General features: G+C 45.8%; 24 protein-coding genes. 4 read left to right on the plus strand and 20 right to left on the minus strand.

What is annotated here, in order from left to right:
- Positions 1 to 3: 3 nt before the first annotated feature.
- From HUU58_12600 to HUU58_12610, 3 genes are all read left to right on the plus strand, one after another.
- The gene (locus HUU58_12600; protein ID NUN46510.1) at positions 4 to 642 is read left to right on the plus strand and encodes a riboflavin synthase; all 639 of its coding nucleotides are present in this window, start codon (positions 4 to 6) and stop codon (positions 640 to 642) included.
- A 2-nt stretch (positions 643 to 644) separates the two neighbouring features.
- Positions 645 to 1,769, plus strand: coding sequence for a 3,4-dihydroxy-2-butanone-4-phosphate synthase (ribB, locus tag HUU58_12605; protein ID NUN46511.1), 1,125 nt, complete (start codon positions 645 to 647; stop codon positions 1,767 to 1,769).
- A 177-nt stretch (positions 1,770 to 1,946) separates the two neighbouring features.
- Positions 1,947 to 3,017 carry a WD40 repeat domain-containing protein gene (locus HUU58_12610; protein NUN46512.1) on the plus strand — a complete coding sequence of 357 codons (1,071 nt, stop codon included), beginning with the start codon at positions 1,947 to 1,949 and terminating at the stop codon, positions 3,015 to 3,017.
- Between the two features lie 98 nt (positions 3,018 to 3,115).
- On the opposite strand, the gene rpiB is transcribed toward HUU58_12610, so the two are convergent.
- From rpiB to HUU58_12695, 17 genes are all read right to left on the minus strand, one after another.
- Positions 3,116 to 3,697 (minus strand): ribose 5-phosphate isomerase B, encoded by a 582-nt coding sequence (gene rpiB / locus HUU58_12615; protein NUN46513.1) that lies wholly within the window; start codon positions 3,695 to 3,697, stop codon positions 3,116 to 3,118.
- Positions 3,698 to 3,771: 74 nt separating this feature from the next.
- Positions 3,772 to 4,626, minus strand: coding sequence for a carboxylating nicotinate-nucleotide diphosphorylase (nadC, locus tag HUU58_12620; protein ID NUN46514.1), 855 nt, complete (start codon positions 4,624 to 4,626; stop codon positions 3,772 to 3,774).
- A complete protein-coding gene (gene ybeY / locus HUU58_12625; protein NUN46515.1) occupies positions 4,623 to 5,048 on the minus strand; it encodes an rRNA maturation RNase YbeY in 426 nt (141 codons plus the stop codon). The genes nadC and ybeY overlap by 4 nt, the downstream gene beginning before the upstream one ends.
- The gene (locus tag HUU58_12630) at positions 5,045 to 7,453 is read right to left on the minus strand and encodes an HDIG domain-containing protein (GenBank protein NUN46516.1); all 2,409 of its coding nucleotides are present in this window, start codon (positions 7,451 to 7,453) and stop codon (positions 5,045 to 5,047) included. The genes ybeY and HUU58_12630 overlap by 4 nt, the downstream gene beginning before the upstream one ends.
- 5 nt (positions 7,454 to 7,458) lie before the next feature.
- A complete protein-coding gene (locus HUU58_12635; protein NUN46517.1) occupies positions 7,459 to 8,616 on the minus strand; it encodes an acyl-CoA dehydrogenase family protein in 1,158 nt (385 codons plus the stop codon).
- A 200-nt stretch (positions 8,617 to 8,816) separates the two neighbouring features.
- On the minus strand, positions 8,817 to 9,146 hold the full coding sequence (gene trxA / locus HUU58_12640; protein ID NUN46518.1) for a thioredoxin: 330 nt from the start codon (positions 9,144 to 9,146) through the stop codon (positions 8,817 to 8,819).
- A 60-nt stretch (positions 9,147 to 9,206) separates the two neighbouring features.
- Positions 9,207 to 9,743: a signal peptidase II gene (gene lspA, locus HUU58_12645; protein ID NUN46519.1), complete on the minus strand. Its 537-nt coding sequence runs from the start codon at positions 9,741 to 9,743 to the stop codon at positions 9,207 to 9,209.
- A gap of 14 nt (positions 9,744 to 9,757) precedes the next feature.
- Entirely contained in the window at positions 9,758 to 10,156 is a 399-nt protein-coding gene (locus HUU58_12650) for a TraR/DksA family transcriptional regulator (protein ID NUN46520.1), read from the minus strand.
- Between the two features lie 40 nt (positions 10,157 to 10,196).
- Complete coding sequence (locus HUU58_12655; GenBank protein NUN46521.1) at positions 10,197 to 13,337, minus strand: isoleucine--tRNA ligase; 3,141 nt, start codon at positions 13,335 to 13,337, stop codon at positions 10,197 to 10,199.
- Between the two features lie 136 nt (positions 13,338 to 13,473).
- Positions 13,474 to 14,157: a nitroreductase family protein gene (locus tag HUU58_12660; protein NUN46522.1), complete on the minus strand. Its 684-nt coding sequence runs from the start codon at positions 14,155 to 14,157 to the stop codon at positions 13,474 to 13,476.
- Between the two features lie 3 nt (positions 14,158 to 14,160).
- Positions 14,161 to 16,731, minus strand: a complete 2,571-nt coding sequence (locus HUU58_12665; protein ID NUN46523.1) for an HD domain-containing protein — start codon at positions 16,729 to 16,731, stop codon at positions 14,161 to 14,163.
- Positions 16,721 to 17,338, minus strand: a complete 618-nt coding sequence (locus HUU58_12670) for a DedA family protein (GenBank protein NUN46524.1) — start codon at positions 17,336 to 17,338, stop codon at positions 16,721 to 16,723. The genes HUU58_12665 and HUU58_12670 overlap by 11 nt, the downstream gene beginning before the upstream one ends.
- A gap of 5 nt (positions 17,339 to 17,343) precedes the next feature.
- Positions 17,344 to 18,225, minus strand: a complete 882-nt coding sequence (locus HUU58_12675) for a YicC family protein (GenBank protein ID NUN46525.1) — start codon at positions 18,223 to 18,225, stop codon at positions 17,344 to 17,346.
- The gene (gene galE / locus HUU58_12680; protein ID NUN46526.1) at positions 18,222 to 19,211 is read right to left on the minus strand and encodes a UDP-glucose 4-epimerase GalE; all 990 of its coding nucleotides are present in this window, start codon (positions 19,209 to 19,211) and stop codon (positions 18,222 to 18,224) included. The genes HUU58_12675 and galE overlap by 4 nt, the downstream gene beginning before the upstream one ends.
- 9 nt (positions 19,212 to 19,220) lie before the next feature.
- Entirely contained in the window at positions 19,221 to 19,703 is a 483-nt protein-coding gene (locus HUU58_12685; GenBank protein NUN46527.1) for a YajQ family cyclic di-GMP-binding protein, read from the minus strand.
- 74 nt (positions 19,704 to 19,777) lie between these two features.
- The gene (locus HUU58_12690; protein ID NUN46528.1) at positions 19,778 to 20,086 is read right to left on the minus strand and encodes a Rieske 2Fe-2S domain-containing protein; all 309 of its coding nucleotides are present in this window, start codon (positions 20,084 to 20,086) and stop codon (positions 19,778 to 19,780) included.
- Positions 20,087 to 20,113: 27 nt separating this feature from the next.
- Positions 20,114 to 21,283, minus strand: a complete 1,170-nt coding sequence (locus HUU58_12695) for a class I SAM-dependent rRNA methyltransferase (GenBank protein ID NUN46529.1) — start codon at positions 21,281 to 21,283, stop codon at positions 20,114 to 20,116.
- 365 nt (positions 21,284 to 21,648) lie between these two features.
- Between HUU58_12695 and rpsT the strand changes: the two genes are divergently transcribed.
- On the plus strand, positions 21,649 to 21,903 hold the full coding sequence (gene rpsT, locus HUU58_12700; GenBank protein NUN46530.1) for a 30S ribosomal protein S20: 255 nt from the start codon (positions 21,649 to 21,651) through the stop codon (positions 21,901 to 21,903).
- Between the two features lie 54 nt (positions 21,904 to 21,957).
- Here the strand turns inward: rpsT and HUU58_12705 are convergent, their stop codons facing one another.
- From HUU58_12705 to HUU58_12715, 3 genes are all read right to left on the minus strand, one after another.
- Positions 21,958 to 23,463: a UDP-N-acetylmuramoyl-L-alanyl-D-glutamate--2,6-diaminopimelate ligase gene (locus HUU58_12705; protein ID NUN46531.1), complete on the minus strand. Its 1,506-nt coding sequence runs from the start codon at positions 23,461 to 23,463 to the stop codon at positions 21,958 to 21,960.
- Entirely contained in the window at positions 23,444 to 25,270 is a 1,827-nt protein-coding gene (locus HUU58_12710; GenBank protein ID NUN46532.1) for a methyl-accepting chemotaxis protein, read from the minus strand. Before HUU58_12710 ends, HUU58_12705 begins: the two co-directional genes overlap by 20 nt.
- A 145-nt stretch (positions 25,271 to 25,415) precedes the next feature.
- Positions 25,416 to 25,718 (minus strand): RNA-binding protein, encoded by a 303-nt coding sequence (locus tag HUU58_12715; protein NUN46533.1) that lies wholly within the window; start codon positions 25,716 to 25,718, stop codon positions 25,416 to 25,418.
- Between the last annotated feature and the right edge of the window lie 607 nt (positions 25,719 to 26,325).

The following is a 26,325-nucleotide window of genomic DNA, read 5'->3' on the forward strand; positions in this document are numbered from 1 at the left end:
TTTATGTTCACAGGACTTATTGAAGAAACGGGTATAGTGGCCTCCGTCATTCCGGTGGGTCAAGGGCGACGTTTTACGATTCGCGCATCTAAAGTCATGGATGGATTATCTATAGATGACAGTGTCGCTGTCAATGGATGTTGTCTCACGGTGATCGCGCGAACGAGCGATTCGTTTGATGTGGAGGCGGTAGAGCAGACGTTATCCAAAACCACACTTGGCGAATTTCAAATCGGCATGGTGGTTAATCTGGAACGTGCGATGCAACTCAACGATCGTTTGGGCGGCCATTTGGTACTGGGACACGTGGACGGTGTAGGTTCTATCGTGACCATCGAAGAGCGTTCTTTGAGTCACTGGGTAACGATAGCCATACCGCCCGAATTGGAAAAGTATGTTATTGCGGTAGGTTCGATCACACTGGATGGCATCAGCCTTACGGTGGCGGATTTGAAGGAGAATCGCGTATCTGTGGCGATCATACCGCATACTTGGAAAGTAACCAATTTCGCCAAACGATCTCCCGGTGACCGAATCAATGTGGAAGTGGATCTGATCGGAAAATACGTGGAGAAATTAATGACACGAAAACCGGAAGAACAGAAAATCACAGCCGAATGGCTCCTGGATCAGGGAAAATAGATATGCACTTTAACACCATCGAAGAAGCCGTAGAAGATTACAAAAAAGGTAAGATCGTCATCGTAGTAGATGATGAAGACCGCGAAAATGAAGGCGATTTTATCATGGCCGCTGAAAAAGTCACTCCGGATGCGGTTAACTTTATGGCTAAACACGGCCGTGGTTTGATATGTTTGTCCATCACACGTCAACGTGCCTCAGAACTCGAACTCAATATCATGGTAGATCGCAACACCTCATTGCACACGACTCCGTTTACCGTGAGCATTGATGCCAAAGAAGGCACGACAACCGGGATATCGGCTGCAGATCGCGCAAAAACTATTTCCGTAGTGATAGATCCGGTGACGCGACCGGAAGACCTTGCACGTCCCGGCCATGTTTTTCCTTTGGTGGCACGTGACGGCGGCGTATTGGAACGCTCCGGTCATACCGAGGCGACCGTAGATCTTGCACGCCTGGCGGGTCTTTATCCGGCAGGAATATTATGCGAAATCATGGATGATGACGGTTCGATGGCGCGTGTACCGAGGCTGATGGAGATGGCTAAAACTTTTGATCTCAAAATAATTACCATCAAAGATCTGATCGAATACCGTCGCCGGATGGAACGCTTCATTCGCCCCGTAGTCAAAGATGTCGAATTACCGAGCCGTTATGGGAATTTCTCCGTTACGGTGTATGAAAACATACTCAACGGCGATCAGCACATTGCAATAACCAAAGGTTTGATCAAAGGTGAGGATGCGATTCTCGTTCGTGTACAGGTTGAGAATACGATGGGTGACGTGTTTGGTTCATTGACCGGAAATAATTCATCGCATGTATCCGACAGCTTACGTATGATCGAATCAGCCGGAAGGGGCGTCGTGCTGTATCTGCGTGAAAATGACCAGCGTTCGCTTGGTCTGTTTCCATCCGAAGATGTATCTTCGTTGGACAGCCACCATTCGCGTGACACAGATAAAGATTGGCGTACCTTGGGTGTCGGATCTCAAATATTGGTTGATCTGGGAGTACGTCGCCTTAAACTTTTGACCAACAACCGAAAAAAATATGTAGGACTTGAAGGTTATGGGTTGGAAATCGTAGAGCAGATTCCGATCGTGTCGCAAGCCAAAGTTTAAATGAAACTTTCTCTATCGTAATCCGTTCTTGATAATAATAAATTGAGTTGAATAATGTGGACTGCATCACGGCTTGCTATCGGCATTATTAAGAATTGTGTTGCTTTGGATAATCCTGTATTAAGGTCTATGTGTTGTACTCGATCTAGTGAAAATATGGGCATATAGGAATTTAGTATGAATCTAAAATTCTTTTCTAAATCAAAAAAAATGCGCCATTTTAATCTCTTACTATTGCTCTTATTGAGCGCTATGGGACAGTTATTCTGTGTTCAGGAAAATGTCGAGAATAATTTTTTTATTTTACATAAAATACTTAATGCCCATACATCGGATGTATGGGCACTTCGTTTTAATCCGGATGGGACATGGTTGGCCAGCGCTAGTGTTGATAGCACGGTAAGAATATCTTCAGTAACCGACGGTACGAATTTAGTACTATTAAAACATCCTCAAGGTGTAACTTCGCTTGATGTTAGCGCGGATGGGAAGTATATAGCAACAGCCAGCTATGATCAAAAAATCAGGTTATGGGATATTTCGACAGCAGCTTTGCATAGAGTATTCTCTGGTCATTTAGGCACGGTATGGGCTGTGGCTTTTAGTCCGGATGGAAAATATATGGTCAGTTGCGGAGAAGATCGTACAATCCAACTTTGGAACATGACAGATAGTACTCCTGTTAAAACTTTTAGTGGACATCAACGCAATATTTGGTCAGTCAAATTTACTCCGGACGGGACTAAGCTTATTAGCGGTAGTTTTGACAATACTATCAAGATATGGTATGTTGCGACAGGTGCGGAAATACTGACTTTAGAAGGGCATAAAGAAGCAATCGTTGATTTGGCGATCAGCTCTGATGGGAGATTGCTTGCCAGCGGCAGTGATGATGCAACGATCAAACTTTGGAGTTTGCTAGACGGAAGCCTCATTCGAACTTTATACGGTGGCGGCGAGCATGTTCAAGCGTTATGCTTCAGTTCTGACAACAAACTGCTCCTGAGCGGCGGTCGCGATAAAACATGGTTCGGTGAATTTATGCAGAATATTTTTGGTGATTCAGAATATCACAAAGGCACAAGTATGCGATTGTGGGACGTTTCTACAGGTATGGTCTTACAGGATTTTTCAGATCATGCTAATGATGTGAACGATGTCACATTCTCACACGACGGCCAATGGGTAGCCAGCGCCAGCAGCGACAAAACAGTGCGTTTGTATAAACGTAAATCGTGGGATAAATAAATAATTTTGATAAGAAGCCGATTGTGATTAACTAAATCGCTATACTATAGAAAGCTCGACTGGGCGAGTGCAATGACCATAGGAAGCGTTGAGATGCTTTACCGTTTCTTCTCAATGGCCATCATTTTATCAATACGTCCCTGGTGCCTTCCGCCGGTAAAATCCGTTTTGAGGAAAACTTTAACAATATGTTCAGCGACGGTTTCGCCGATCATTTTAGAACCGAGCGTTAAGACGTTGGCGTTATTATGTTCACGGCTGTTGACGGCTGTCGTGATATCGTAACACATCGCTGCCCGTACGCCGGATACTTTATTGGCTACCATACATGAACCGATACCGGCACCGTCAATCATAATACCGCGAAAACACTCACCGGTTGCGACTTGTTTTGCCACGGCTTCTGCAAAATCCGGATAATCTACCGATTCCGTCGAATGAGTTCCGACATCGACGATGGTGAACTGCATTTCAGTAAGTACTTTTTTAAGAAATTCTTTTAACGGAAATCCACCGTGATCCGCGCCCAAGGCTACTTTGCGCTCTGCGCCTTGTTTGAGCGGTACATGGGGAGCTGTAGATGGGACAACAGTTTGCGGCTTAACGATTTGAAATGTCGCACCTAACTGTTTGGCTTTATCACGTGCTAAGGCCGTAATCAAAGCGTCAGGGGAGATCATAATCGTTTTCTGACCGCTTTTGACGGCTTCGATGACTGTACGTTCAGTTATTAATTTTCGTTTCATCGTAATGATTATTCTACTAAAAGTGAAAGATCAAGTGCCGGCGCCGAGTGTGTCAGAGCACCTATGGAAATAAAATCCACGCCGGTTTCGGCGATGGCTTGTACCGTATCAAGGGAAACATTACCGGACGCTTCGGTTTCACATCTTTTATTGATTATTGCAGCCGCTTCACGCATGGTTTCGATTGTCATATTGTCGAGCATGATGCGCTGAACCTGATAACGCAATGCTTCGCGCACTTCATCCAAATTTTTGGTTTCAACCTCAATGGACAAATGTAAGTTATTTTGGCGGTTGTATTCAATGGCTTTTTCTATGGCTGCACCGATGCCCCCGGCGGCAGTGATATGATTATCTTTGATCAAAAACATATCGTACAAACCGATGCGATGATTGGAACCCCCGCCGCATCGTACGGCGTATTTTTCGAGTTCCCGCCAAAGCGGTGTAGTTTTACGCGTATCTAAAATTTGCGCCGATGTGTGTTTTATTTTTTCCGTAAAATGCCGTGTCAATGTGGCGATACCGCTCATTCGCTGGATAAAATTAAGCGCCGTGCGCTCCGCAATAAGAATAGACCGCATGCTGCCGGTAAAATGCAGGCAGATTTGACCTTTTTCAAGCGTATCACCGTCTTTGGCAGACCATTCCAGTTTGATTTGAGGATTGATTTGGCGAAAGACTTCATTGAAAACAAGTTGCCCGGCTAATACGCCTTCCGACTTGGCACGTACATAACCGCGTCCGATTTGTTCGGCCGGCACGGTAGAGAGTGTCGTTACATCACCAAAACCGAGATCTTCTTCGATAGCGTGTTTGATTTGCGTACGTAAAACAGGGTGTATCGTAAGATGTTGATTCATTGTTTTTCCAGTAAAGTAAGATAGTGATCGCCGCGCCGGATCATACGGGAACGCTGTTGGTCGGTATCGTCATGATAGCCCAAGAGATGCAGGACGCAGTGCGCGCAAAGTCGTAAAACTTCATTGGTATAAGTGACGCCGTACTCCTTAGCTTGCATCACGGCCTGGTCTAAACTGATATAACATTCACCTTCCAGCGGGGCGTGACGGTTTGCACTAAGATCAAAAGTAATCGTATCGGTGGGGTAATCGTGCTTCAAAAATTTTTTATTGTAACGCCGCATCGTAACGTTATCTAAAAAAACAAAGTGAAAATGTTCCAAATTTCTTTGCGATTCTTTTCGCAGGATCATTTTCGTCAAAGCGATAATACGTTGTTTTGGGACGCGCCGATGCTTGTGGGTATTGGTTATCGTGATCATGACATCGCGCCTACGGTAATATTCTTTCCGTCAATCGGCAACGGATCGGCTTTAGGATACTCGACGCGCACGTGGTAGATGCCCAATATGATCGGGATAAAAGCTTCAGTAATGCGTTTGAGATCACCGATGGTCAGTTCGCATTCGTCAAGTTCACCGGATTTGAGACGGCGTTCGATGATTTCGTTGACCACATTACGAATCTTTTCCGCATTGGGTTCTTTGATCGCATGGGTAGCGGCTTCGACGCCGTCGGCTAACATGATAATGCCGGATTCTTTGGTTTTGGGGCGCGGGCCCGGATAACGAAATGACGCTTCGGATATCACGGCATCCGGTTTTTTGTTTTCCATCGCGCGATGATAAAAAAAAGTCATGAGCAGATTACCGTGATGTTCCGGGATATAACTTCGGATGATTTTTGGCAAACGGTATTTTTCGGCTAACTCCAGGCCGGAATGAATATGCGAGAGCAGTATTTTTGCGCTCATGTGCGGATCCAGCCGATCGTGTTTATTCACACCGCCGATCTGGTTTTCTATGAAATATTCGGGCATCTCGATTTTACCGATGTCATGATACAGGGCGCCGACTCGTGCCAGCAGCGAATTTGCGCCGGTTGCTTCCGCGCCGGCATGGGACAGATTTGCAACGATTACGCTGTGATGATAAGTGCCCGGTGCTTTCAGCGCAAGTTGTTGTTGCAACGGGTGATTGGAATCAGAAAGTTCGAGTAAAGTAAATGTCGTGCTCACATCAAAAACCTGTTCAAAAAGTACAAGGCATCCGAATGCGACCAACATGGACGACATGCCGCTGACGATGGCATAAGGTAACTGATGCAAAAAGATTTCTGTAAATTCGGTATACTTCACAAAACTTGTCGTCGCAATGATAAAAATATACGCGCCCGATACCCAGAGAACAGAACTGAAAATGTGACTGCGCCGGCTGAAATTAACTACGGTAATGCACGCAACCGAACCGACAAATAACAATACAATGGTCGTCGTGTATTCATTGCCTTGCATCGCTCCGATCAAAAAACTGATCGAGATCGTCCCGATCAGTCCGATACGTACGTCAAAAAGCGTTGTCAGCAGGACGGAACTAAATACGATGGGAATCACAAAGGCCGGAAATTTGAGCACGTGAATGAACACGTAATAGAAAGTAATCTCCAGCAGAATCAAGGACACGAGCAGTGATAATTTTCGAATACTCGAAAAAATATCGGGTCTGTATATGTAAATATAACCCAGCAAAAAAAACATCAGTGAAAAAACTAAAAACGATCGCCCGATAAACGGCAATAGCCATTTAACACCCCCTTCCGCCTCGCGGCGCTGCGCCCACGTGGCTTCCAGTGATTGCAACTGCTGGTGCGTTTTGGAGGAGATGGTTTCGTTTTTATTAACGATAATGTCGCCGCTTAAAACGAAGCCGTAGGTTTGTGGGACATTAGCCGAAGCTTCACGTTTACGCGCTTCCGTCTCTTCGCGATTCGCCAAAATATTGGGAATGATGAAACGGGAGAGCACTTCATAACTCAGATTGATCAGCTTGGTATCCGAATAATAGGTTTTCAGCAAGTCTTGCGTGTGGTAGCGCGCTTCATCCACATCGTTGACGTTTTTGATAAATTCCGTGCTTTCCTTAAGACCTTCGCGTACGTTGATCGGGGAGATCGGGCTTTTGAAATTATTTTTATCTTCGTCAATAATGCCCAGCGCAAAAAGATCGGTGAGTATGCGCATCCAGTCGCGAGACAGTTCCAGAAATTGCGACCGGGTTAGCGAGCGGCCTATGGTAGCACGTTTGAGCAAACGAAGGGTGTCGGAACGCATTTGCCCGTAATTATTATCAATCGTTGCATTTTCTTTGTTGACCAAAAAAGCCCAACGTTCCTCCATAACACTAAAACCGAATTTTCGGATAATCGCGCTTTTGACGGAATCAAATGCGGGAGGGATATAGTTTTGTGTCTGGCCGTCGTTATCTTTGTATTCAAAAGGTTTCGGCGCATTACGCAAAAGGTCCAAGTAGTTTATGAATTCATCAAGGTTGGCTAATTGGGATTTAGCGAGTGCCGAATTGCGATCAAATACCGGTGCGACTAAACTTTGAGCATCACGGCGTTCCGTCGTCAGTTGATCCGGCGTTTTGTATACGGGAAACGTAAATGGTGCGCGAACTTCATCGGGTGAAATCGAGCCGATTTTGTATTCGGAGTAACGGGTAAAATCACTGTCCGGAAACATCAACACAGGGCCGATGATCAGAGCAAGGATAATACCGATTTTAGCTATAAGATGTTTTTTACCGAAAACCACGCGCATAAAGAGAGCGGGGGATTTGATCAGAATAGCGCGCGCAATGCGATTTCGGTTGAGTAAATCGGGCATGAGATTTAAGCTATCGTTTTTAATATTTCACGCGCAATGATGAGGCGTTGTATTTCAGAAGTACCTTCGCCGATTTCGCCGATTTTAGCATCACGGAAAAAACGTTCCGAATTATAGCGGTCGGTGCATCCGACGGCGCCGAGAATCTGAATGGCTTTGATGCAATTTTGCATGGCCAATTCCGTCGCATGCAGTTTGGACATAGCCGCTTCTTTGGTAAAAGGCTGGCCGGCATCTTTGAGGCGAGCGGCATGAAGCATCAAATGCCAGCTGCACTGGATACCCAGCGCCATGTCTGCCAACATAAATTGTATGCCCTGATTATCCGAAATCGGACGTTCAAACTGCATACGTGTTTTAGAATATTGCAACGCTTCTTCATACGCGCCGATCGCGATACCCAGTGAAAGCGCGGCGACGCCTACGCGACCGCCGTCAAGAACTTTGAGAAAACCTTTGAACCCTTCGCCGGGTTTGCCGAGCAGATTTTCTTTGGGCACGATCATATTTTCAAAGTGCAACATACGCGTGTCCGATGCGCGCCAACCCATTTTGTCTTCTTTTTTCCCGATGATAAAACCGGGAAACGTTTTTTCAACAATAAACGAACTGATCCCGCTTTTACCTTTGGTTTTATCCGTAACGGCGGTGATAACAAAAGTGTCCGCGTAACCTGCCGAAGTGATAAAAATTTTAGAGCCGTTGATCACATAATGATCGCCTTTATTTTCGGCAAACGTGCGCGTACCGCCCGCATCGCTGCCCGCGCCGGGTTCCGTTAATCCGAAAGAACCGAGCTTTTCACCGCGTGCCAGCGGCGCAAGATATTTCAGCTTTTGTTCGTGCGTACCCATAAGCCAAATCGGGCCGCAACCGATGCCGGTGTGCGCGCCGAGCGTGATACCGTGCGAAGCGCATACTTTTGAAAGTTCGATCACAGCCAGGCAGTAGCCGACCGTGGACATGCCCAGTCCGCCGTATTCTTTAGGAAATGGAATGCCCATCCATCCGTGTTCGCCCATTTTGCGAACATTGTCGGCGGGAAAGATGGATTTTTCATCATATTCTTTGGCTACCGGTTCGATATATTGTTTGGTAAACGCACGCACTTCATCGCGAAGACGGATTTCTTCCGGCGAAAATTCAAACGGGAAAAACGACATATTCCGAAGATCCTTTCAGAGAGAAAATTTGACGCCGTGAATATAGATACGGTGGTCGGTATAATCAAGAAGTTAGCGGGTTAGTGTTCATCTAAATACAAAAGCCGTTCCATGCGTTGAACGGCTTTTGTAGTTTATGAATGTTTCGTTACTTCCGCATGCGCGGTGTAGCGGTATGCCCCGTAGGGGCGAAAGTTCTTTTATTTGGCCATTACGCCGTTGAGTTTTTCAACGAGTTTGGCCTTGGGAACGGCCCCGACTACTTTATCGGCAAGTTGACCATTTTTGAAAAACAGTAACGTCGGAATACTCATAATGCCAAACTTGGAAGCTACGGCGGGATTGGCATCCACGTCAATTTTACAGATTTTAGCTTTGCCGTCGTATTCTTTGGCTAATTCTTCAACCATAGGCGCGATCATACGGCACGGGCCGCACCACGTTGCCCAAAAATCTACCAATACAGGTTTATCGGATTTGATAACTTCATTTTCAAAGCTCGCATCACTCAATACTACAGGATGACTCATAATTTAACTCCTCATTTCGCTATATTTTCAGTTCGTGCAAATCGTGTAACGTAGTAAGTTTCAGTTTATTCCACCCGTGGCGGGTGTATCGGTTCCGCTTGTTTCATTAACCGTGTTCGATGCCGGTTTATGCGTAAGCACAAAGATCGTCATAATGATCATACCGAGAACGACGGCGGAATCGGCAACATTGAATACCGGCCAGCGTTGCATACCCAGCATGTCCGGAATATCCACATCCATGAAGTCCACTACGCGTCCAAACATCACACGGTCAATCAGATTGCCCACCGCACCGCCAAGAATCAGCGAGAGGGAAAAGCGGTAAGGCCATTTTTCGTGACGCATAGAATGGATGTATGCGATCAGTGCGCCGGATGCGACGATCGAAACGATCGAAAAAAACCAACGACCCCAAAACGGATGATCTTCAAAAAAACGAATACCGAATGCCATACCGGGATTTTCAAGATAGGTCAGTTGTATTGTCGTATCCCAGAGAGGAATACTGTCGTGCAGTATCATCGTTTCTTTCACGATATACTTAGTGATCTGATCCAGTATGACGATGATGATCGCTACCCAATAGTTTTTCAAAATCGTTTTCTTTCTTAGGCTTCGGACTGATGTTCTTTTTGTTTTACTTCTTCCAATTTCTTTTTGCACGCGACGTGATACTTGGCGACAAGTACCATTTCGAGGCGCTCTTTTTCGATATCTTTATTGCATATCATACATACGCCGTAAGTGCCGGCTTTGACGCGTTCCATCGCATCGGCTAAGTCGGACAAATATTTATTTTCACGTGCAGCAAGCATGAATTGTTTTTCGCGATCATGCGTATCGCTGCCTTGATCGGCCATGTGGAACGAATAACCCGAGTGATCGCCGGCTGCTTCGCGCGACGTTTCTTCGAGCAATGTCTCCTTGATATAACCCATATCCTTCAGGACTTTATTGATCTCTTCCTGAAGCAGCTTTTTGAAGTATTCAAGGTCCTTCTTCTTCATGATAACCCCTCTCGTTTATGTGAACTACCTTTTTTTCGATTTATCCGCGCACACGGCGCAAGCCGATCTTAAGCGTCGTATCATGGAGCTCCGCATCCCGCACGATTTCACCCTCCGGTGATTGAACGGAAATTTCGGTAGCCAATGTTTCATTCATAATATAATTTTTTTGATTCTGAATTGCTTTCAAAATCGTCGGTTCGGCCTGCAGCGTGATAATGATGCGGTCGGTTACTTCAAAATCCGCGTCTTTGCGCAGGTTTTGTAAGCGATTGATAAATTCACGCGCTATGCCTTCATCCACGAGTTCTGCCGTGAGATGGGTATCCAGGGCTACCGTCAGATCGGCATCCGATTGGACGGCCAAACCTTCTTTTTCTTCATGCAGGATTTCGACATCGACTTTGGTGATCGCCACTTCATGGCCGGCAACATTCAGATCATAATGATCTTTTTCGATCAGGAGCGAAATTTCTTTTTCCGAAAAATCTTTGATCGCTTGTGCCGCCATATTGACATTCTTACCGAATTTCGGGCCAAGTGCTTTAAAATTGGGTTTAGCTTTACGGTTGACCAAACTGCCGGTATCAGTTACAAATTCAATAGCCTTGACGTTGAGTTCATTTTTGATGATGTCACTGAAATCATTGATATGGCCGCGCACCGATTCTTTTTCAGTGACCACGATGATCTTGGCCAAAGGCTGACGCACTTTCAATTCTTTGAGTTCACGCAATGCGCGTCCGAGTTGAACGACGCGACGCGGAGAGCTCATCTTGGTTTCTAAAGCCAAATCCATTTTGGCCTTTTCCGCCTCGGGAAAATAGGCCAAATGAACGCTGGTTTTGTCATCTTCGTTTTGCATCAGGTGGCGATACATCTTTTCTGCAAGGAAAGGACAAAAGGGTGCGATAAGACGGCTCAAGGTTTCAAGTATTTCAAAAAGAGTTTGATACGCCGCTGTTTTATCGCTTCCTTTTTCGCCTTTCCAGAAGCGGCGGCGCGACAGACGGATATACCAGTTGGATAAATCCTGATCAACAAATTCCTGAATCAATTTACCGGCTTTGCAGGTGTCAAATTGGTTCAAATGTTCCGTCACTTCGCGGACGGTGCTATGCAGACGCGATAAAATCCAACGATCAAGTTCCGTACGATCGCTCAACGCGATGGATGCGGCTTTCGGATCGAAGCCGTCAATATTGGCATAGAGCGTGAAAAATTTATACGTCTCAAGCAGCGGACGGAAAAATTTCTTTTTCATTTCCGTCAAGCCTTCGAGGTCAAATCGTTTGGGGAGCCAGATCGGCGTATTGACCAAAAGATACCAGCGTAAAATATCGGCACCGTACTGATCCAGCATTTCAAAAGGATTGACGACATTGCCGAGCGACTTACTCATTTTGCGTCCTTGGCCGTCGAGCACGAGTTCGTTGACTACGACATTTTTATACGGCGCTTTGCCGAATAAAAACGTAGAAATGGACATCAGCGAATAAAACCAACCACGGGTCTGATCCACGCCTTCGCAGATAAAATCGGCGGGATATTGGCGTTCAAAAATTTCTTTATTCTCAAACGGATAATGCCACTGTGCATAAGGCATTGCACCCGAGTCAAACCATACGTCAATGACTTCGGGGGTGCGGGTAAATGTTTTCCCGTCCTTCTCGATCACGACGTGATCTACATAAGGCTTATGCAAATCAAGATCGGCCGGTACGGGCGAACCGTCTTTCATTCGGCCTTTTTGCAGTTCTTCACGGCTGCCGACGCAAATCATTTCGCCGGACTCTTCGTGTACCCATATCGGAAGCGGGGTTCCCCAATAACGATCGCGGGATAACGACCAATCAATATTATTGCGCAACCAATTGCCGAAGCGGCCTTCCTTGATTTCCGGGGGAAACCATTGCACCGTTTCGTTATTGGCCACCATATTGTCTTTATAGGTCGTCGTGCGAATATACCACGCATCGCGGGCGTAGTAGATCAACGGTGTACGATGACGCCAGCAGTGCGGATAACTGTGTTTGAATTTTTCAGAGCGGAAAAGCATGCCCCGCCGTTTGAGGTTAGTGATGATTTCCGGGTCGGCATCTTTGACAAACATGCCTTTGAATTCTTTGACGGCTTCTTCGAATTTTCCTGCAGCATCCACCGGGCGCAGAAAAGGCAATCCGTTGGCTTTACATACTTGGTAGTCGTCTTCGCCGAAAGCCGGCGCCGTATGCACAATGCCGGAACCATCATCGGTCGTAACAAAATCGCCCGCGATCACAAAAAACGCTTTTTTGTCAACCGGGATATCATCAAATAAACGTTCGTATTCCCAGCCAAGGATGTGTGCGCCTTTGAAACGTTCGATAATTTCATAATCTTCTTTTAGTACATCTTTGACGCGGGCTTCAGCCAAAATGAGAAACTGATCTTTATATTTGGCTTTGACGTAATCAATATCTTTGCCGACAGCAAGTGCTACATTGGAAATAAGCGTCCAGGGTGTCGTAGTCCATACCAGAAAATAGGTGTTTTCATGGCCGTGTACTTTCATTTTTACATACACGGAGGGATCGCTTACATCCTGATAACCCTGAGCCACTTCGTGGGATGAAAGCGGTGTACCGCATTTGGGACAATAGGGAACAACTTTGAAGCCTTTGTACACTAAACCTTTTTCAAAATACTGCTTGAGAATCCACCACACGGATTCGACGTAATTATTATCACAGGTGATATACGGATCTTTGAGATCCACCCAATAGCCCATGCGGTCGGTCAGCTGATCCCACAATTCCTTATACGTCCAGACGCTTTCAAAACATTTTTTATTGAAGGCCTCCATGCCGAACGCTTCGATATCTTTTTTGCCGGATAATTTGAGCGATTTTTCAACCTCGATTTCGACGGGAAGCCCGTGCGTATCCCAGCCGCCTTTGCGCTCGACGCGGTAGCCTTGCATCGTCTTGTAGCGGCAGACAAAATCTTTCATTGAACGTGCCAGCACGTGATGAATGCCGGGGCGGCCATTGGCCGTCGGAGGTCCTTCGAAAAACACAAATGGTTTTTTCGGATCACGTTCTTCGACACTGCGCTCAAAAATGCGGTTCTTCTTCCAGAAGTCCAACACTTCGGCGGATAATTTGGCTAATTCGTCTTGCGATTCGATTTCTTTGAACATACTGAGTACCGTATTTGCACGCGAAGCGTAGGTATAAGTCAATTTTTTAAATAAATTGAGGGGCATATATATAAAAAGGCGGGGAGAAAATCAAACAAATAAAGGGCGTTCTAACATCGTTTGGGACAGATGCAATTTATACCGTGCTATCATTCCACTGGATGATTTTGGCCAAGGGTTTTCGCTCGAGATCCGGTACGGTGGCATCTTCCGCGGGATAGCCGACAGGAAAAAGAATGAACGGCTTCTCGTTTTCAGGGCGATTGAGGAGTTTAGATAAAAAATTCATAGGACTGGGTGTGTGCGTCAGTGTGACGAGGCCCATCGTATGAATTGCCGCTATAAAAAGTCCGCAGGCGATACCTACGCTTTCGTGTACATAATAATGCGTTTCTTTACGGCCATCAGGACGTAGGCCGTAGTTTTGGCGAAAACAGACGACGATGTACGGCGCTATTTCGAGAAATGGTTTATGCCAATCGGTGCCAAGCGGAGCCAGCGCTTGGAGCCATTCTTCGGTCATGCGCCCGCCTTCGTAGGAAATTCGTTCTTCGTTCTCAGCGGCTTCGCGGATTTGCTTTTTCAGATCCGGTCTATCTATAACGACCCATGTCCACGGTTGTTTGTGTGCGCCCGACGGGGCGGTATTTGCTGTGCGAATAGCATATTCGATACAAGCGCGAGGCACAGCTTGATTTGAAAAAAAACGGACGCTTCGACGTCTATTCATGTGTTCACAAAACCGCCGGGCTTCCTCGATCATTTGTGATTCGGATTGGCGCTCAAAAGGTAATGGGATGTGTTTGAATGGTTCCGACATACATCATCTCAGTAGGTTTAGTATTTTGCTTCGTATTTCTTCCTGCCGATAAACCGAAACGATTTTTTTCCCGTCGCGCTCGGTGACATAGAAACAATCGGCCACCCCGTCAAGACGTGTACCGATTTTAGCCGAGTGAATATTCAAACCGAGATCGGAAAGTGCGTGGGTGATGGTATACAGCAAACCGATACGATCTGCGGCAAAAATATCAATGATCGTAAAACGACGGTTATCCTCAAAATAAATTTCTGTAGGTTGTTCAGCGATAAATTTTTTTCGCTTCCAGCGATCGCGATGCCGATGCAGGTGGGCGGTGAGTTCTTCCGGTTTTTCCAATACTTCGGTTAAAATCGAACGAATTTTATTTTTTTGAATATCGGTCGTTGGTTTTTGGGACCATTGATCAAAGATGCGAAACTGATCCACGATAATACCGTCTTCGCGGGTATGGATCTGTGCATCTATGATACTGACATCGCATACGCTCAGAGCACCGCATAGTGTCGCAAGGCGGTAGGGCGCGTCGGTGGTGACGACGATGACTTCGGTATATCTTTCGCGATCCGTAAACGAAACCGAAAGTTTGCCGTCGTACACGATGCCGGCGTAGTCCAGTTCCTTCCAAGTCGAAAAGTCTGAACTTTCACCCGCATGGGCTTTGAGTGCATCGTCCGTTCGGAAAAATAGTTCTTGTAGCAAAAGACTTTTCCATTCGGTCCATACGTTTTTATTGGCCGCGGACATGTCTGCATACGTCAGCAGATAGAGCATTCGCAGGCGACGCCGGTCGCCGATGAGTGTTACAAAATTTTGAATGGTCTCCGAATCTTTGAGGTTGCGGCGAAATGCCGTTTGCTCCATATGCAGGTGATTTAAAATCAAAAACTGTATGGTTTCGACACCATCAGTATACTGCAATCGTCGAAAAATATCACCGGCCAGCGTCACGCCGATTTCGCTATGATCTCCGCCGCGGGATTTGCCGATATCATGCAAAAACACCGCCCAGTACAGCTGGTACCGCTCATCCAGTGTGAGCTCTTCATAAATCTGGCGCAGATGTTTTATATCAATGTCTCGAGTCACCTCATCAAAAAATAAGCGTTCCAAAGATTCCACGGCCACGATCAGATGTTCGTCCGTGGTGTATTTATGATAGATGTTATAATTGTAATGCGCGACGATATAACCGAATTCCGGCACCATTTTTTCTAAAAGCGTCAATTCATGCATGGTGCGCAACGTGGATGCGATTTGCCCTTCGCAGCGCCAGATTTCCAAAAAATCGCGGATGACTTCGCGATGCGTGATCAGCGCTTCATCCAGCATATAATGATGCTCACGTAAGGTAGCTTGCAGTGTATCGGAAAGCGTGGCGTTGTACTTTTGTGCAAGGGTAAATATTCGGATCAACCAACGCGGTTCCTTGCGGATGTGTTCACCGAAATCCCCGTTAAATTCTAACGTACGGGCGCCGCCGTGCTGCCAGAGATAAAACCCATTTTCCAACGGAAGTCGTGCATTGTCAGAAGAGGGTTGGGCAAACTTCACATGCAGCTTGTGAATGGCCGTAATGCACGTATGACTGATATGACGTGCCTCGCTGTAATACCGGCGCATAAAAACTTCTACACCTTTGGCCTCAGGGGTATCTTGATATCCGAAATATGTCGCCAATTGCAATTGTACACTGTAGGATAGGCGGTCGTTTCTTCGTTTGGCGAACATATGCAATGCATTACGTACAGCCATCAAAAAATCGGCGGCTTTTTCCGTCCGATCAATTTCATCCGACGATAAAATATGTTGATCGCCCAAAGTACGCAAAGCCACGATGGTGTGCGATGTACTCGTTTTGGTCTCTCGTGAAATCCGGAAAGCCGTCTGGATTACCCAATACAATGTATGCAGATCGCGCAGAGCACCTTTTCCTTCTTTGATATCCGGTTCCAATACACGCTCTGAATTGCCATGATGCCTGTGACGTGCCCGCATGTGTTGAATGCGGGACTGAATGTACGCTTGCGGATCTTGGGTGTGAATACGGTTTTGTACGGCCTGACGAAACTTACTGGCCGTGACAGTATCGCCCGCAATATAGCGCGCATCGAGCAGACTGGTGCGAATCTCCGCATCTTGCAAGGCCAGCGATACACAATCTTCGATTGAGCGTACACTGTGTCCTAACTCCAATCCCATATCCCATAACTGCGCGATGAACGGTTGTATTGATGTCCGAATCGCATCCGGAACAGCGGTCGTACCGTACACCAGATTAATATCAATGTCTGAAAAAAGATTCATTTCCCGTCGGCCGTATCCGCCCAGAGCAAAAATGCATACGGCTTCGTTTTCAAAAAGACGATGCCGAGCGAATACTTCTGTAATAATGCTATCGTAGAGTTCGATGAGAGCTTGCGACGCATTAAAACCCGATTCCGGAGAAGCGGCTTGCGATACGACCGATAGTTTAATATCAACGATTTGTTTTTTTATCCATGCGGGAGGAGCAGAAGACGAGCGAATCGCTGTGCGAAGTTCTTGCAGCGATGAATGAAAATCAGCGATCATGATCGGAATTACGTTTGATGAACCACCGGATCAAGAGGATAAGTGCGATGAGACCTAATATGCTAAAAACCACACGATTGTATTGTGCCATCAGATTTTCAAAAGCTTTCCAGTTGTCACCGAGTACATATCCTGCATAAATCAAAACACCATCCCACATGCACGCGCTCAGAAACGCAAGGGGAATGATCTTACGTTTCTGAAGATGTGTCATACCCGCAAAAAGTGAAATGACGGAGCGTAAACCGCTCAAAAAACGATTAAAAAGAATTACACGGTATCCGTGGCGGGTAAACCATGCCTCGGCTTTTTCAAACGCCGTCGCAGGAAAATACTTAAAATTACGAGACAGGAAAAAATCCTTACCGAAAAAGCGACCGATCTGATACATCGTCATGAAGCCGATTAAATTACCGGCTGTTGCCGTCAGAAAAGTAGGAAGGTAAGACAGGCGTCCTACACCGACCATGCTGGCCGCTAACACCGTCACCATGTCGCCCGGAATCGGAGGAATACAGTTTTCCAAAAAGCCGCTCAGAAAAATAACCAGGTAAATCAAACCGGTATCAAGCGACTGTATCCATTCAAAAAACTGACTGAGTTCCATATATGTTATTCAACGTTCTGTATTTGTTCGCGGATTTTTTCAAGCTCTTCTTTGATGGATACGACGGTGTGTATCACCTCGGACTGGGAAGATTTGGATCCGATGGTGTTGGTTTCGCGTCCCATCTCTTGCACGATAAAATTGAGTTTGCGACCGACCTGTGTTTCTTTGCCCTCGACAAGAGAACGAAACATCTTATTATGACTGCGAAATCGAACCAATTCTTCCGTGATATCCACTTTATCGGCAAGTATGGCCAGTTCCATGTCAAGTCGCTGAGGATCAAAATCGGTGCGTTCTAATAGAAGTTTTACGCGCTCGCGTAACTTTTCAAGTTCTTCGGTGACTGCTGTTTTGGATAATTCGGTGATTTTGTCCAAACGGGTTTCGATCGTTTCGAGCCGATGAATGAAGTCATTTGCCAGTTCTGTGCCTTCGCTGCGGCGCATGCGGTTCATTTCATCCAGCGCTTCGTCAATACAAGTTAAAATATTTTTCCAAAGCGCCTCTTGGGCCTCGGCATCGTTATTGGAAACAAAAATATCATTGTACTGCAGAAGATGTTCCAAACGTACATCCTGCGCTATGCCGGCCTTTTCCGCCGCTTCGCGTAAGGCGGAAGCATATTGCTGAAACACGCTGTGATCAATTTTAAACGAAGCCAGATTGACATCCGGAGACTGAATGGTTAATGACACCGTGATTTTGCCGCGATCAAGTTTGCGTTTCAGAAATTCACGCACCTCGTTTTCTTTAAGAACAAAACTGCGCGGTGATTTCCACGAAAGATCTAAAAAACGATTGTTGACGGAACGCATTTCGACGGAAATGCTGGTTGAACCGAAGATGCGCTCCGATTTTCCGAAGCCGGTCATGCTGTAAATCATACGAGACGTTTGCTCCCAAAGCGGGACTGATGCCAGTTCCACGCTGTTTGTATTATAGTATGTATATCGTTGTATTGCGGTTGCCATCCGAGTATGGCTTTAGCCTTTTCAGCACTTCCGACAAGCACGGCCGGATCTCCGGGCCTGCGTTCGCCGTAGTGAACGGGTATACTTTTGCCCGTTACTTTTTCACTTGCGGCAATAATCTCTTTGACTGAAAAACCCTTACCGTTGCCGAGGTTAAAAAAATCACTGCGGTTCTCACGAACCAAAAAGTCTAACGCTCTAATATGGGCGTCGGCAAGATCGGTAACGTGAATATAATCGCGAACGCATGTACCGTCGGGTGTTTCATAATCGGCACCGTAGACAGTGATGTGCGATCGGCGACCCATCGCAGCATCCAATACGAGCGGAATGAGATGCGTTTCCGGATTGTGATCCTCACCGATACCGCCATCCGGATCGGCACCGGACGCATTAAAATATCGAAGGCATACTGACTTCAAACCATGCGCCCGATCAAAGTCTGACAAAATTTGCTCCACCATTTTTTTGGTTTGCCCGTAGGGATTGATCGGCACCTGAGGGTGTTCTTCCGTCAAAGGCGTTTTTTGCGGTATACCGTACGTCGCACAGGTGGATGAAAAAACTAATTTTTTAACATTATGCCGCACCATCGCTTCTAAAAGATGGAGCGTTGAACCGACATTGTTTTGATAATATTTGCCGGGATTTTCGACCGATTCGCCGACGTAAGCATACGCTGCAAAATGAAGCACGGCCTGCGGTTTGTGTTGTTCAAAAGTCTTTTCGAGCATCGCCATATCCGATAGATCGGCCTGAATCAACGGACAGCCCTGCGCAAAATCCGCATGCCCGAAAATCAGATTATCCAAAATTACGACGTCATGCCCGGCGCGAAGTAACAGGCGGACGGCATGCGAACCGATATATCCGGCGCCGCCGGTAATGAGGATTTTCATGATGTGCGCTTATCTGTAGTTTTCAAATTGCATGGCAAAATCAAAATTTTTCTCCTTGAGCGTTTTGATGATCGCCTGCAGATCGTCAATGTCTTTGGCCTGTACGCGCACTTGATCGCCTTGAATTGAGGCTTGCACTTTCATCTTGAGATCTTTGATCATCGCGACGATTTTTTTGGCCTGATCCTGTTCGATACCGTTTTGTAATTTGATATGCTGACGTACCGTGCTGCCGGACGCTTCTTCGACTTTTCCATATTTCAAGGCTTTGATCGGCACGGCGCGTTTGATCATTTTATTTTGTAAGATATCAATGACCGCTTTGAGTTTAAAATCATCATCGGAATGAATAACGATTTCGTCTTTCCCGAGTTCGATCGTACTTTTGCTGTCTTTAAAATCATAGCGCGTCTGAATTTCTTTAACGGCCTGATTGACAGCATTAGTAAGCTCTTGCATATTGATTTTGGAAACGATATCAAACGAATGCATGTCCGCCATAAAATCTCTCCTTTTATTCGCGGGGCAATTTAACATAATACGGCATAAAAACAATATCCAAGCGGTTATGCCACGCACACATAGATGTCGCCGTTTGTTATTTCGATGGTGTGCGCAGTGAGGTACACATCCGGTTTACCGAGGCACGCACCGTTGCGGATGTCGTATTGCCAGCCGTGCCACTTGCAGGTTAGCGTGTACTCTTTTAGCTCGCCCTGCGAAATCAATGATGCGCGCATGTGTTTGCATAAACCATCGTAGGCGTGCAGTTGACCGTCAATACGATAGATCATGATTTCTTTGGCTAATACCTTGATGGAACGGCCCTGTCCTTCGGCGATTTCGGATTCTTTGCAGACTTTAAATTTTCGCATAAATGTATGATGCGGCGAGGGTATCGGTTAAATAATTTGAATGACCAAACATTTGAGATATTGCGTTTCGCGCATACTCATAAGTATCGGATGGTCTTTGGGCTGCGTGCGCTCTTCCAAGAGCAACGCCTGCCGACCGGCTGCCGTGATTCCTTGAAATACCGTATTCCGAAACGTATCGGGATCGATCGCTTGCGAACAACTGCAAGTAAATAAATAACCGCCGGAGGGAATCGCCTTGGCCGCACGACGATTGATTTCACGGTATCCTTTGATGGCTTCTTTGACTTGCGATTTAGATTTGGCAAATGCGGGCGGGTCAAGGATGATGACATCAAACGATTCCCTGCGATCGTTGATTGCTTTGAGCTCATCAAAAACGTCAACGCATTTAAATTGGCATTGTGTAGTTTGATTGATTTCCGCATGGGTACGGCATTGGGCGATGGCCGCTTCGGAAATATCGAGTCCGATAACTTCCGTCGCACCGCCGAGCGCGGCATGCACGGCCCATCCGCCAAGATGCGTAAAGCAGTCGAGTACTCTTTTTCCGGATGTGAAACGCCTTACATAAGCATGATTTTCTTTTTGGTCCAAAAAAAATCCGGTCTTTTGGCCATGCAGCAGATCGAGGCGAAACAGCAAATTTTGAATCGTCACTTCGATCATAGACGGGCAATCACCATACGCTACACGCACTTCTTCAGACAAATGTTCAAGTTTTCGCACGGCGGAGTCATTGCGCAGAATAATCGCTTTGGGCGAAAATTCACTGCGAATGATATCTACGATCATGTCTTGATGGATATCCATGCCTGCGGTGAGAATTTGCATAACCCAATAATCGCCGTACCGATCTATAGTTAGTCCCGGCAGGTCATCGGATTCGCCGAAAACGACCCGGTAACAGGATTGGTCCGCGTAAAAAACCTGTCGCCGCTCGTAAGCATTCCGGATGCGTTCGAGAAAAAAATGACGATTGATTTCAACCGGTTTAAAGCTCAGGATGCGCACGGCAATAAGCGAATAGGGATTAATATATCCCACACCGACAGGATAACCGTTGGCATCCGTTATTTTGACGGACTCGCCGGGCTCATACGATTTGAGCGAGTCATGGATTTCGTTGCTGAATATCCACCGATGACCGTTGCGAATGCGGTGATCGTGTTTGGGCTTGAGTTGTATAGTTTTCATGGCGGACGAAAATATATGATTTGCATGTGATAAGCAAACGTAAGAAACTTTGCCGTGATTTAAGATCGTATGGATAAATGAGATACACCTGTTCATGCGTATGTAAGAGTGGTTTTTACGGCGTACTAAAAATACATGTGAATTATTTTCATGCTCAAGCGCTGTATTTTGTGATCCGACGAAAGATTTAACAATGCGATTGTGGAGGTGTTACTTACGATAAAACTAACGTTGAATCGTAACGGTTTTTTTAAAGATAAACCGAGGTTAATTTTTTGAATTTTCTGATTGACAATCCTTATTGAGTTGTATATCTTCGCCCAGTTTTAGAATAATATTACACCTAACGTTATAGGAGTTTTGCAATGCCCAATCATAAGTCCGCGGTCGAGCGTGTTCGCCGAAACAAAAAGCAGCAGGACAAAAACAAAAATCATAAACGCCAGATGAAAGAGGCGGTCAAAGCGGTCACCACGGCTAAAGACAAAAAAACGGCCCAGGATCAATTGAAACAAACCGTCAGCGTACTGGACAAACTTGTGGTCAAAGGTATCATCCACAAGAACCAAGCGGCCAATCAAAAATCGAAATTAGCTAAAAAAGTGCAAGCTTTGGCTTAATTTTTTATTTTATTGTAATAAAAAAGGCCCGGTGCATTCGCATCGGGCTTTTTTTTATTCTTCTACCTTTAATTCGATTTTTTGAGCCTCTTCCATAAAGACCTGCCGATCATAAAACGGAATTTTTTCATCCCCCACATATTGATAGCGCTCATGACCGCGACCTGCGATCACTACAAAATCGCCTTCTTGTGCAATCTGAAGGCTTCGGCGAATAGCTTCACGCCGATCTATGATGATTTCGTGCCGCGTTCCGGATAACTCACGCGTGATATCCTGGATGATGGCTTCCGGTGATTCGTGATGAATATCATCCGTCGTAATGATTGTGTGTTCGGAAGCGGTTGTAGCTATTTTTCCCATCATCGGTCGTTTTGAAGGATCGCGGCTGCCGGGGCAACCGAATACCGTAATAAGGCGACGACCCTGAGGTTTTATTCGGTTCACCTCTTGTAAAAGTTTTTCCAATCCGTCCGGCGTGTGGGCAAAATCAATGATAACATTAAATGTACCGGCTTTGTACCAATTAAAACGTCCGTCCACCGTCGGCAGCGTGGGAAATTTTTCAGCACCGACGGCCATGTCTAGGCCGAGCCCTTCAAGAACACCGTAAGCGGCCAATGCGTTATACGCGTTAAATTCTCCGATCATGCGTGTCTCTATAGCGGCGGATTTTCCGTCTTGAACAAAGACGATAGTCTGAAGGCGTGAATCGGGATTAAATTTTATTTTTTCCAATCTTAACGTGGCACTATTTTTTTTGCCATATTCTACGATGCGGTGACCGGAGGGGACCGATTTGCGCATACCTCCGCTAAAATCATCATCTCCGTTGATCACGGCAAAACCGATCGGTTTGAGCATGCTAAAGAGTAAAGCCTTGGTCGAAAAATAATCGTCCATCGAAGCGTGCAGTTCACGATGTTCGTGCGTCAGATTGGTAAATACCGCCGCATCAAAACGAAGGCCCCATACACGTTTAAGTTTGAGTGCGTGCGAAGAAACTTCCATGACAACATGCGTTGCACCTTTATCCATACCTTCGCGCAGATATTTGTGGAGCATTGGAGCGGGCGGTGTTGTAAAATCCGTCGGTATGATTCGGCCGCACACTTCAAACCCCGTCGTACCCAGAAACACGGTTTTGTGGCCCAATGCCTTAAGAGTTTCATTGATAAATTTGGCTGTTGTCGTTTTTCCGTTGGTGCCTGTAATACCGATAAAAGCCATAGGCGCATTGGTCGTGCCGTAAAAAGAAGCGGAGGACTCCGCCATAAACTGAGTCAGGTTTTCTACCTGTACGTAAGTCACGCGGGTTTTGGGAGGGAATTGTACTTTAGCGTATAATTCGTCCGATACGATGACGGACGCGCCTTTTTGTATGGCGTGCGCTATGAATTTGTTACCGTCTTTTTGCGTACCACGGATGGCGTAAAAAATGTTATCCTTTTGTGCAAAACGTGAATCGGTACAAAGTCCGGTAACGGTGAGGCTCGTGCTGCCATAAACATTGCGTACTAAAGCGTTATTATTAAGAATCTCACGTAATGTTTTTTTCATGATCCGGTTTTTCAGAATGTTGTTGTTTGACGAAGTATTTTACAACCGCTTCCATATTGTTGGAGAATTTCTTGAGAGCATCTACGGTTTCCGCGTAACGTTCGCTGGATGCGGCTAATGCGCGCATATCAGCGGAAATATCGTTAAATGAAAAGGATATCTGCCGATTGGCCAAACGCTGTTGATTGATCGATATATATATTTGTTTGGCCGCATCGGAGGAACGTTGCGCCCATTCTAAAATTTCTTTGAGGTTCGTCAGTGTTTGTTGGGCCATATCGGCGCTGCTGACCGTATGTTCGGAAGTTTCTTGCGCGACGGTGACTAAGCGCGTTGTGGCCTCCTGTACCTGATCAATCATACGTTGAATGTTTTTAACGGAACTCGTAACACGATCCGAAAGCGACCGTACTTCATTGGCAACGACTTTGAATCGTTTGCCGTGTTCGCCGGCGGAACTGGCCTCAATCGTGGCGTTAAGTGCGATGAGATTGGTCTCGTCGGCTACCGAGTTAATGAAACGCAAAATTTGCTCGATTTCCTGAATACTTTCGCTGAGTTGAATAACTTCGGAGAGACTGAGTTGATTTTTGGATTCGACATCCTTGATCATGCGTACGGTTTCTTCCATGCGAAGAACGCCTTTTTTAGCCGATCGTTCTGTATCTTCGGCTTGACCGACGACGGCGCTTGCATGATCGGCGATTTGATTGGATGAGCGAACCATTTCCTCCAATGTCGAGGAGGTTTCTGACAGCGAAGAAGATTGGCGTACCAACGATTGATTTTGATCGGAAGAGATCGCGGCAATTTTATTAGTCGTCGTATACATATCTACACCGTTACGTTGCAGATAATTAATACGGTCCCGGATTTTATGCACGGCGGAGTCTAACTGGATTAGTAGAAAGCCCATACCGTGAGGTGTGCGGTATTTTTTGGAGCCCGAAAAATCGCCAACTTCAAGTTTATGAATCTCTTTCGATAAATCACGGAGTACACCGTCCAATGAAACCGATAAAATGATGACGATACCAAAAGTGCAGGCGGTCATCATACCCACCGCAATGAGAAGTGAGTGCTGAAGTTGAAAGGTTTGTTGTGAAAGGAAATCATGCATTGCCGCTGTTGTCGGGAAATGGTCTATAGTAAATGAACGGAGGTAATCATTGTATGCGTCGATTATAAACCACACGCTGATGCCAACACTGATTACTGAAACTGAAGCGACGGTCACGTACAATCGACTCATACGGTGCGACGCCGTGTCGGCAATCTGAAGATTTTTGCGGTGTTCACGGATAAAAAGGATCAAGGCTGCGGCCCAGCGTTCGGTAAGGATGTAGTTGAATAGCGCCGCGTACATCGTACCGATACCCATTCCGGAGAGCATGGCAGTTGACTGCGGAAAAATAAGAGTGAAAGGAATGATGGCGACTAAAATGAATACGACCAATTCGGCCCATGTATTGCGACCGGGAAAGCGTAAAAGTTCGTGTACGGCACCCTGCGCGTCGTCGAAACTCACACTCTGTCCGCCTAAGAAGCGATGCACAGCGTGGCGGGCGTGCCGAATGAGTCGTCGTTGTATGAGCGCCAGCAACATGATCCAAACAAGAAAAGAAATCGTAAGGGCAACAATCAATGTTTCCCGCGAAATCGCGCGCTCTGAAAAAGGAATCATAGCGGCGTAGGCCCACGCAAAAATCGGTACGAGGATATAGCCGATTTTAGTGGATATGTAGGAATCCGCAAAATAACGGACTGTCAGCGTTTCTAAACGTTTTTTAAAAGAGGAGAAAATCATATTGATGAATATTGACCCGATTATTGTACCGATTGTAATACTTTTTGATGTGGCTTTCAACAAGAAAGGAGAACGGAGGAGTGTAAAAAAAAAGGCTGTTCCAAAGTTGGAACAGCCTGTATCTTTAATCGAGATATTTGCTCAATTATTGATCTTTACGAAAACCGCCGCGATCACGGCCGCCGAAGGGCTTTTTTTCCATCGGTTTGGCTTCGTTGACGATCAGAGGACGTTCCATAAAGGAATAGTTATGGAACATTTCTTTGGCTTTTTCAGCTTCTTCAGCCGTTGCCATTTCGACAAAACCAAAGCCTTTGGACTTCCCCGACAACTTGTCTACAATGATTTTGGCTGAGGTGACCGAACCAGCTTGCGAAAAGAGCTGGGTAAGACCATCGTCATCAGCGCGGTAGGACAGGTTGCCCACGTACAGTTTGTTTGAGTTCATGCGAACATCTCCTTCAGAAAAAAAAATCATGGGTTAAATACAAAAAACCTCAAAGCGCCCATTCACTTTGAGGTTGTAAAACTTTATACACACGAAATGGCTTTAAGACGGGAATAAGTCACAAAGACAAGACCGGAAAAAGAATACTTGCTCAATCGAGCATCGAAACTTTTAAAACAATTAACAAATAACAAAAAGCATTCACACTGCTTACAATTCAAATATGACTAATGCATAAAACGAAGTCAAGAAAATAATTAAGTAATTTTTCAAACGGCACAGAAGGGAAATCGGGGCTAGTTTTAGACCGTTTGATGCGGCATGGAGTAAAAACAAATTTGACATTCGAGAGGGAATCAGCTATATTTTTTGCGACCAAAAAAGATTATATGTACAGCTATTGCGAGTGCAATTTAGTGGTAGAATGTTCGTCACGCAAAATGCGTGACTGGACGTCGCGAGTAAGATTACAAAGATAACTGATACCTAGTCTGAGAAGTAATAAGACAGTATTTAATGCGAGAGTAATTCAGTGGTAGAATGCCGTCACGCAAAATGCGTGACTGGACGTCGCGAGTAAGATTACAAAGATAACTGATACCTAGTC

It is taken from the genome of bacterium, assembly GCA_013360215.1.
In the GTDB taxonomy this organism is placed as follows: Bacteria; CLD3; CLD3; order SB21; family SB21; genus JABWCP01.

Bases quoted from the DNA above. Each gene is read 5' to 3' on its own strand.
- HUU58_12600 (NUN46510.1), top strand. From the start codon at position 4: ATGTTCACAGGACTTATTGAAGAAACGGGTATAGTGGCCTCCGTCATT.
- ribB (NUN46511.1), top strand. From the start codon at position 645: ATGCACTTTAACACCATCGAAGAAGCCGTAGAAGATTACAAAAAAGGT.
- HUU58_12610 (NUN46512.1), top strand. From the start codon at position 1,947: ATGAATCTAAAATTCTTTTCTAAATCAAAAAAAATGCGCCATTTTAAT.
- rpiB (NUN46513.1), bottom strand. From the start codon at position 3,697: ATGATCTCCCCTGACGCTTTGATTACGGCCTTAGCACGTGATAAAGCC.
- nadC (NUN46514.1), bottom strand. From the start codon at position 4,626: ATGAATCAACATCTTACGATACACCCTGTTTTACGTACGCAAATCAAA.
- ybeY (NUN46515.1), bottom strand. From the start codon at position 5,048: ATGATCACGATAACCAATACCCACAAGCATCGGCGCGTCCCAAAACAA.
- HUU58_12630 (NUN46516.1), bottom strand. From the start codon at position 7,453: ATGCCCGATTTACTCAACCGAAATCGCATTGCGCGCGCTATTCTGATC.
- HUU58_12635 (NUN46517.1), bottom strand. From the start codon at position 8,616: ATGTCGTTTTTCCCGTTTGAATTTTCGCCGGAAGAAATCCGTCTTCGC.
- trxA (NUN46518.1), bottom strand. From the start codon at position 9,146: ATGAGTCATCCTGTAGTATTGAGTGATGCGAGCTTTGAAAATGAAGTT.
- HUU58_12650 (NUN46520.1), bottom strand. From the start codon at position 10,156: ATGAAGAAGAAGGACCTTGAATACTTCAAAAAGCTGCTTCAGGAAGAG.
- HUU58_12655 (NUN46521.1), bottom strand. From the start codon at position 13,337: ATGTTCAAAGAAATCGAATCGCAAGACGAATTAGCCAAATTATCCGCC.
- HUU58_12660 (NUN46522.1), bottom strand. From the start codon at position 14,157: ATGTCGGAACCATTCAAACACATCCCATTACCTTTTGAGCGCCAATCC.
- HUU58_12665 (NUN46523.1), bottom strand. From the start codon at position 16,731: ATGATCGCTGATTTTCATTCATCGCTGCAAGAACTTCGCACAGCGATT.
- HUU58_12670 (NUN46524.1), bottom strand. From the start codon at position 17,338: ATGGAACTCAGTCAGTTTTTTGAATGGATACAGTCGCTTGATACCGGT.
- HUU58_12675 (NUN46525.1), bottom strand. From the start codon at position 18,225: ATGATTTACAGCATGACCGGCTTCGGAAAATCGGAGCGCATCTTCGGT.
- galE (NUN46526.1), bottom strand. From the start codon at position 19,211: ATGAAAATCCTCATTACCGGCGGCGCCGGATATATCGGTTCGCATGCC.
- HUU58_12685 (NUN46527.1), bottom strand. From the start codon at position 19,703: ATGCATTCGTTTGATATCGTTTCCAAAATCAATATGCAAGAGCTTACT.
- HUU58_12690 (NUN46528.1), bottom strand. From the start codon at position 20,086: ATGCGAAAATTTAAAGTCTGCAAAGAATCCGAAATCGCCGAAGGACAG.
- HUU58_12695 (NUN46529.1), bottom strand. From the start codon at position 21,283: ATGAAAACTATACAACTCAAGCCCAAACACGATCACCGCATTCGCAAC.
- rpsT (NUN46530.1), top strand. From the start codon at position 21,649: ATGCCCAATCATAAGTCCGCGGTCGAGCGTGTTCGCCGAAACAAAAAG.
- HUU58_12705 (NUN46531.1), bottom strand. From the start codon at position 23,463: ATGAAAAAAACATTACGTGAGATTCTTAATAATAACGCTTTAGTACGC.
- HUU58_12710 (NUN46532.1), bottom strand. From the start codon at position 25,270: ATGATTTTCTCCTCTTTTAAAAAACGTTTAGAAACGCTGACAGTCCGT.
- HUU58_12715 (NUN46533.1), bottom strand. From the start codon at position 25,718: ATGAACTCAAACAAACTGTACGTGGGCAACCTGTCCTACCGCGCTGAT.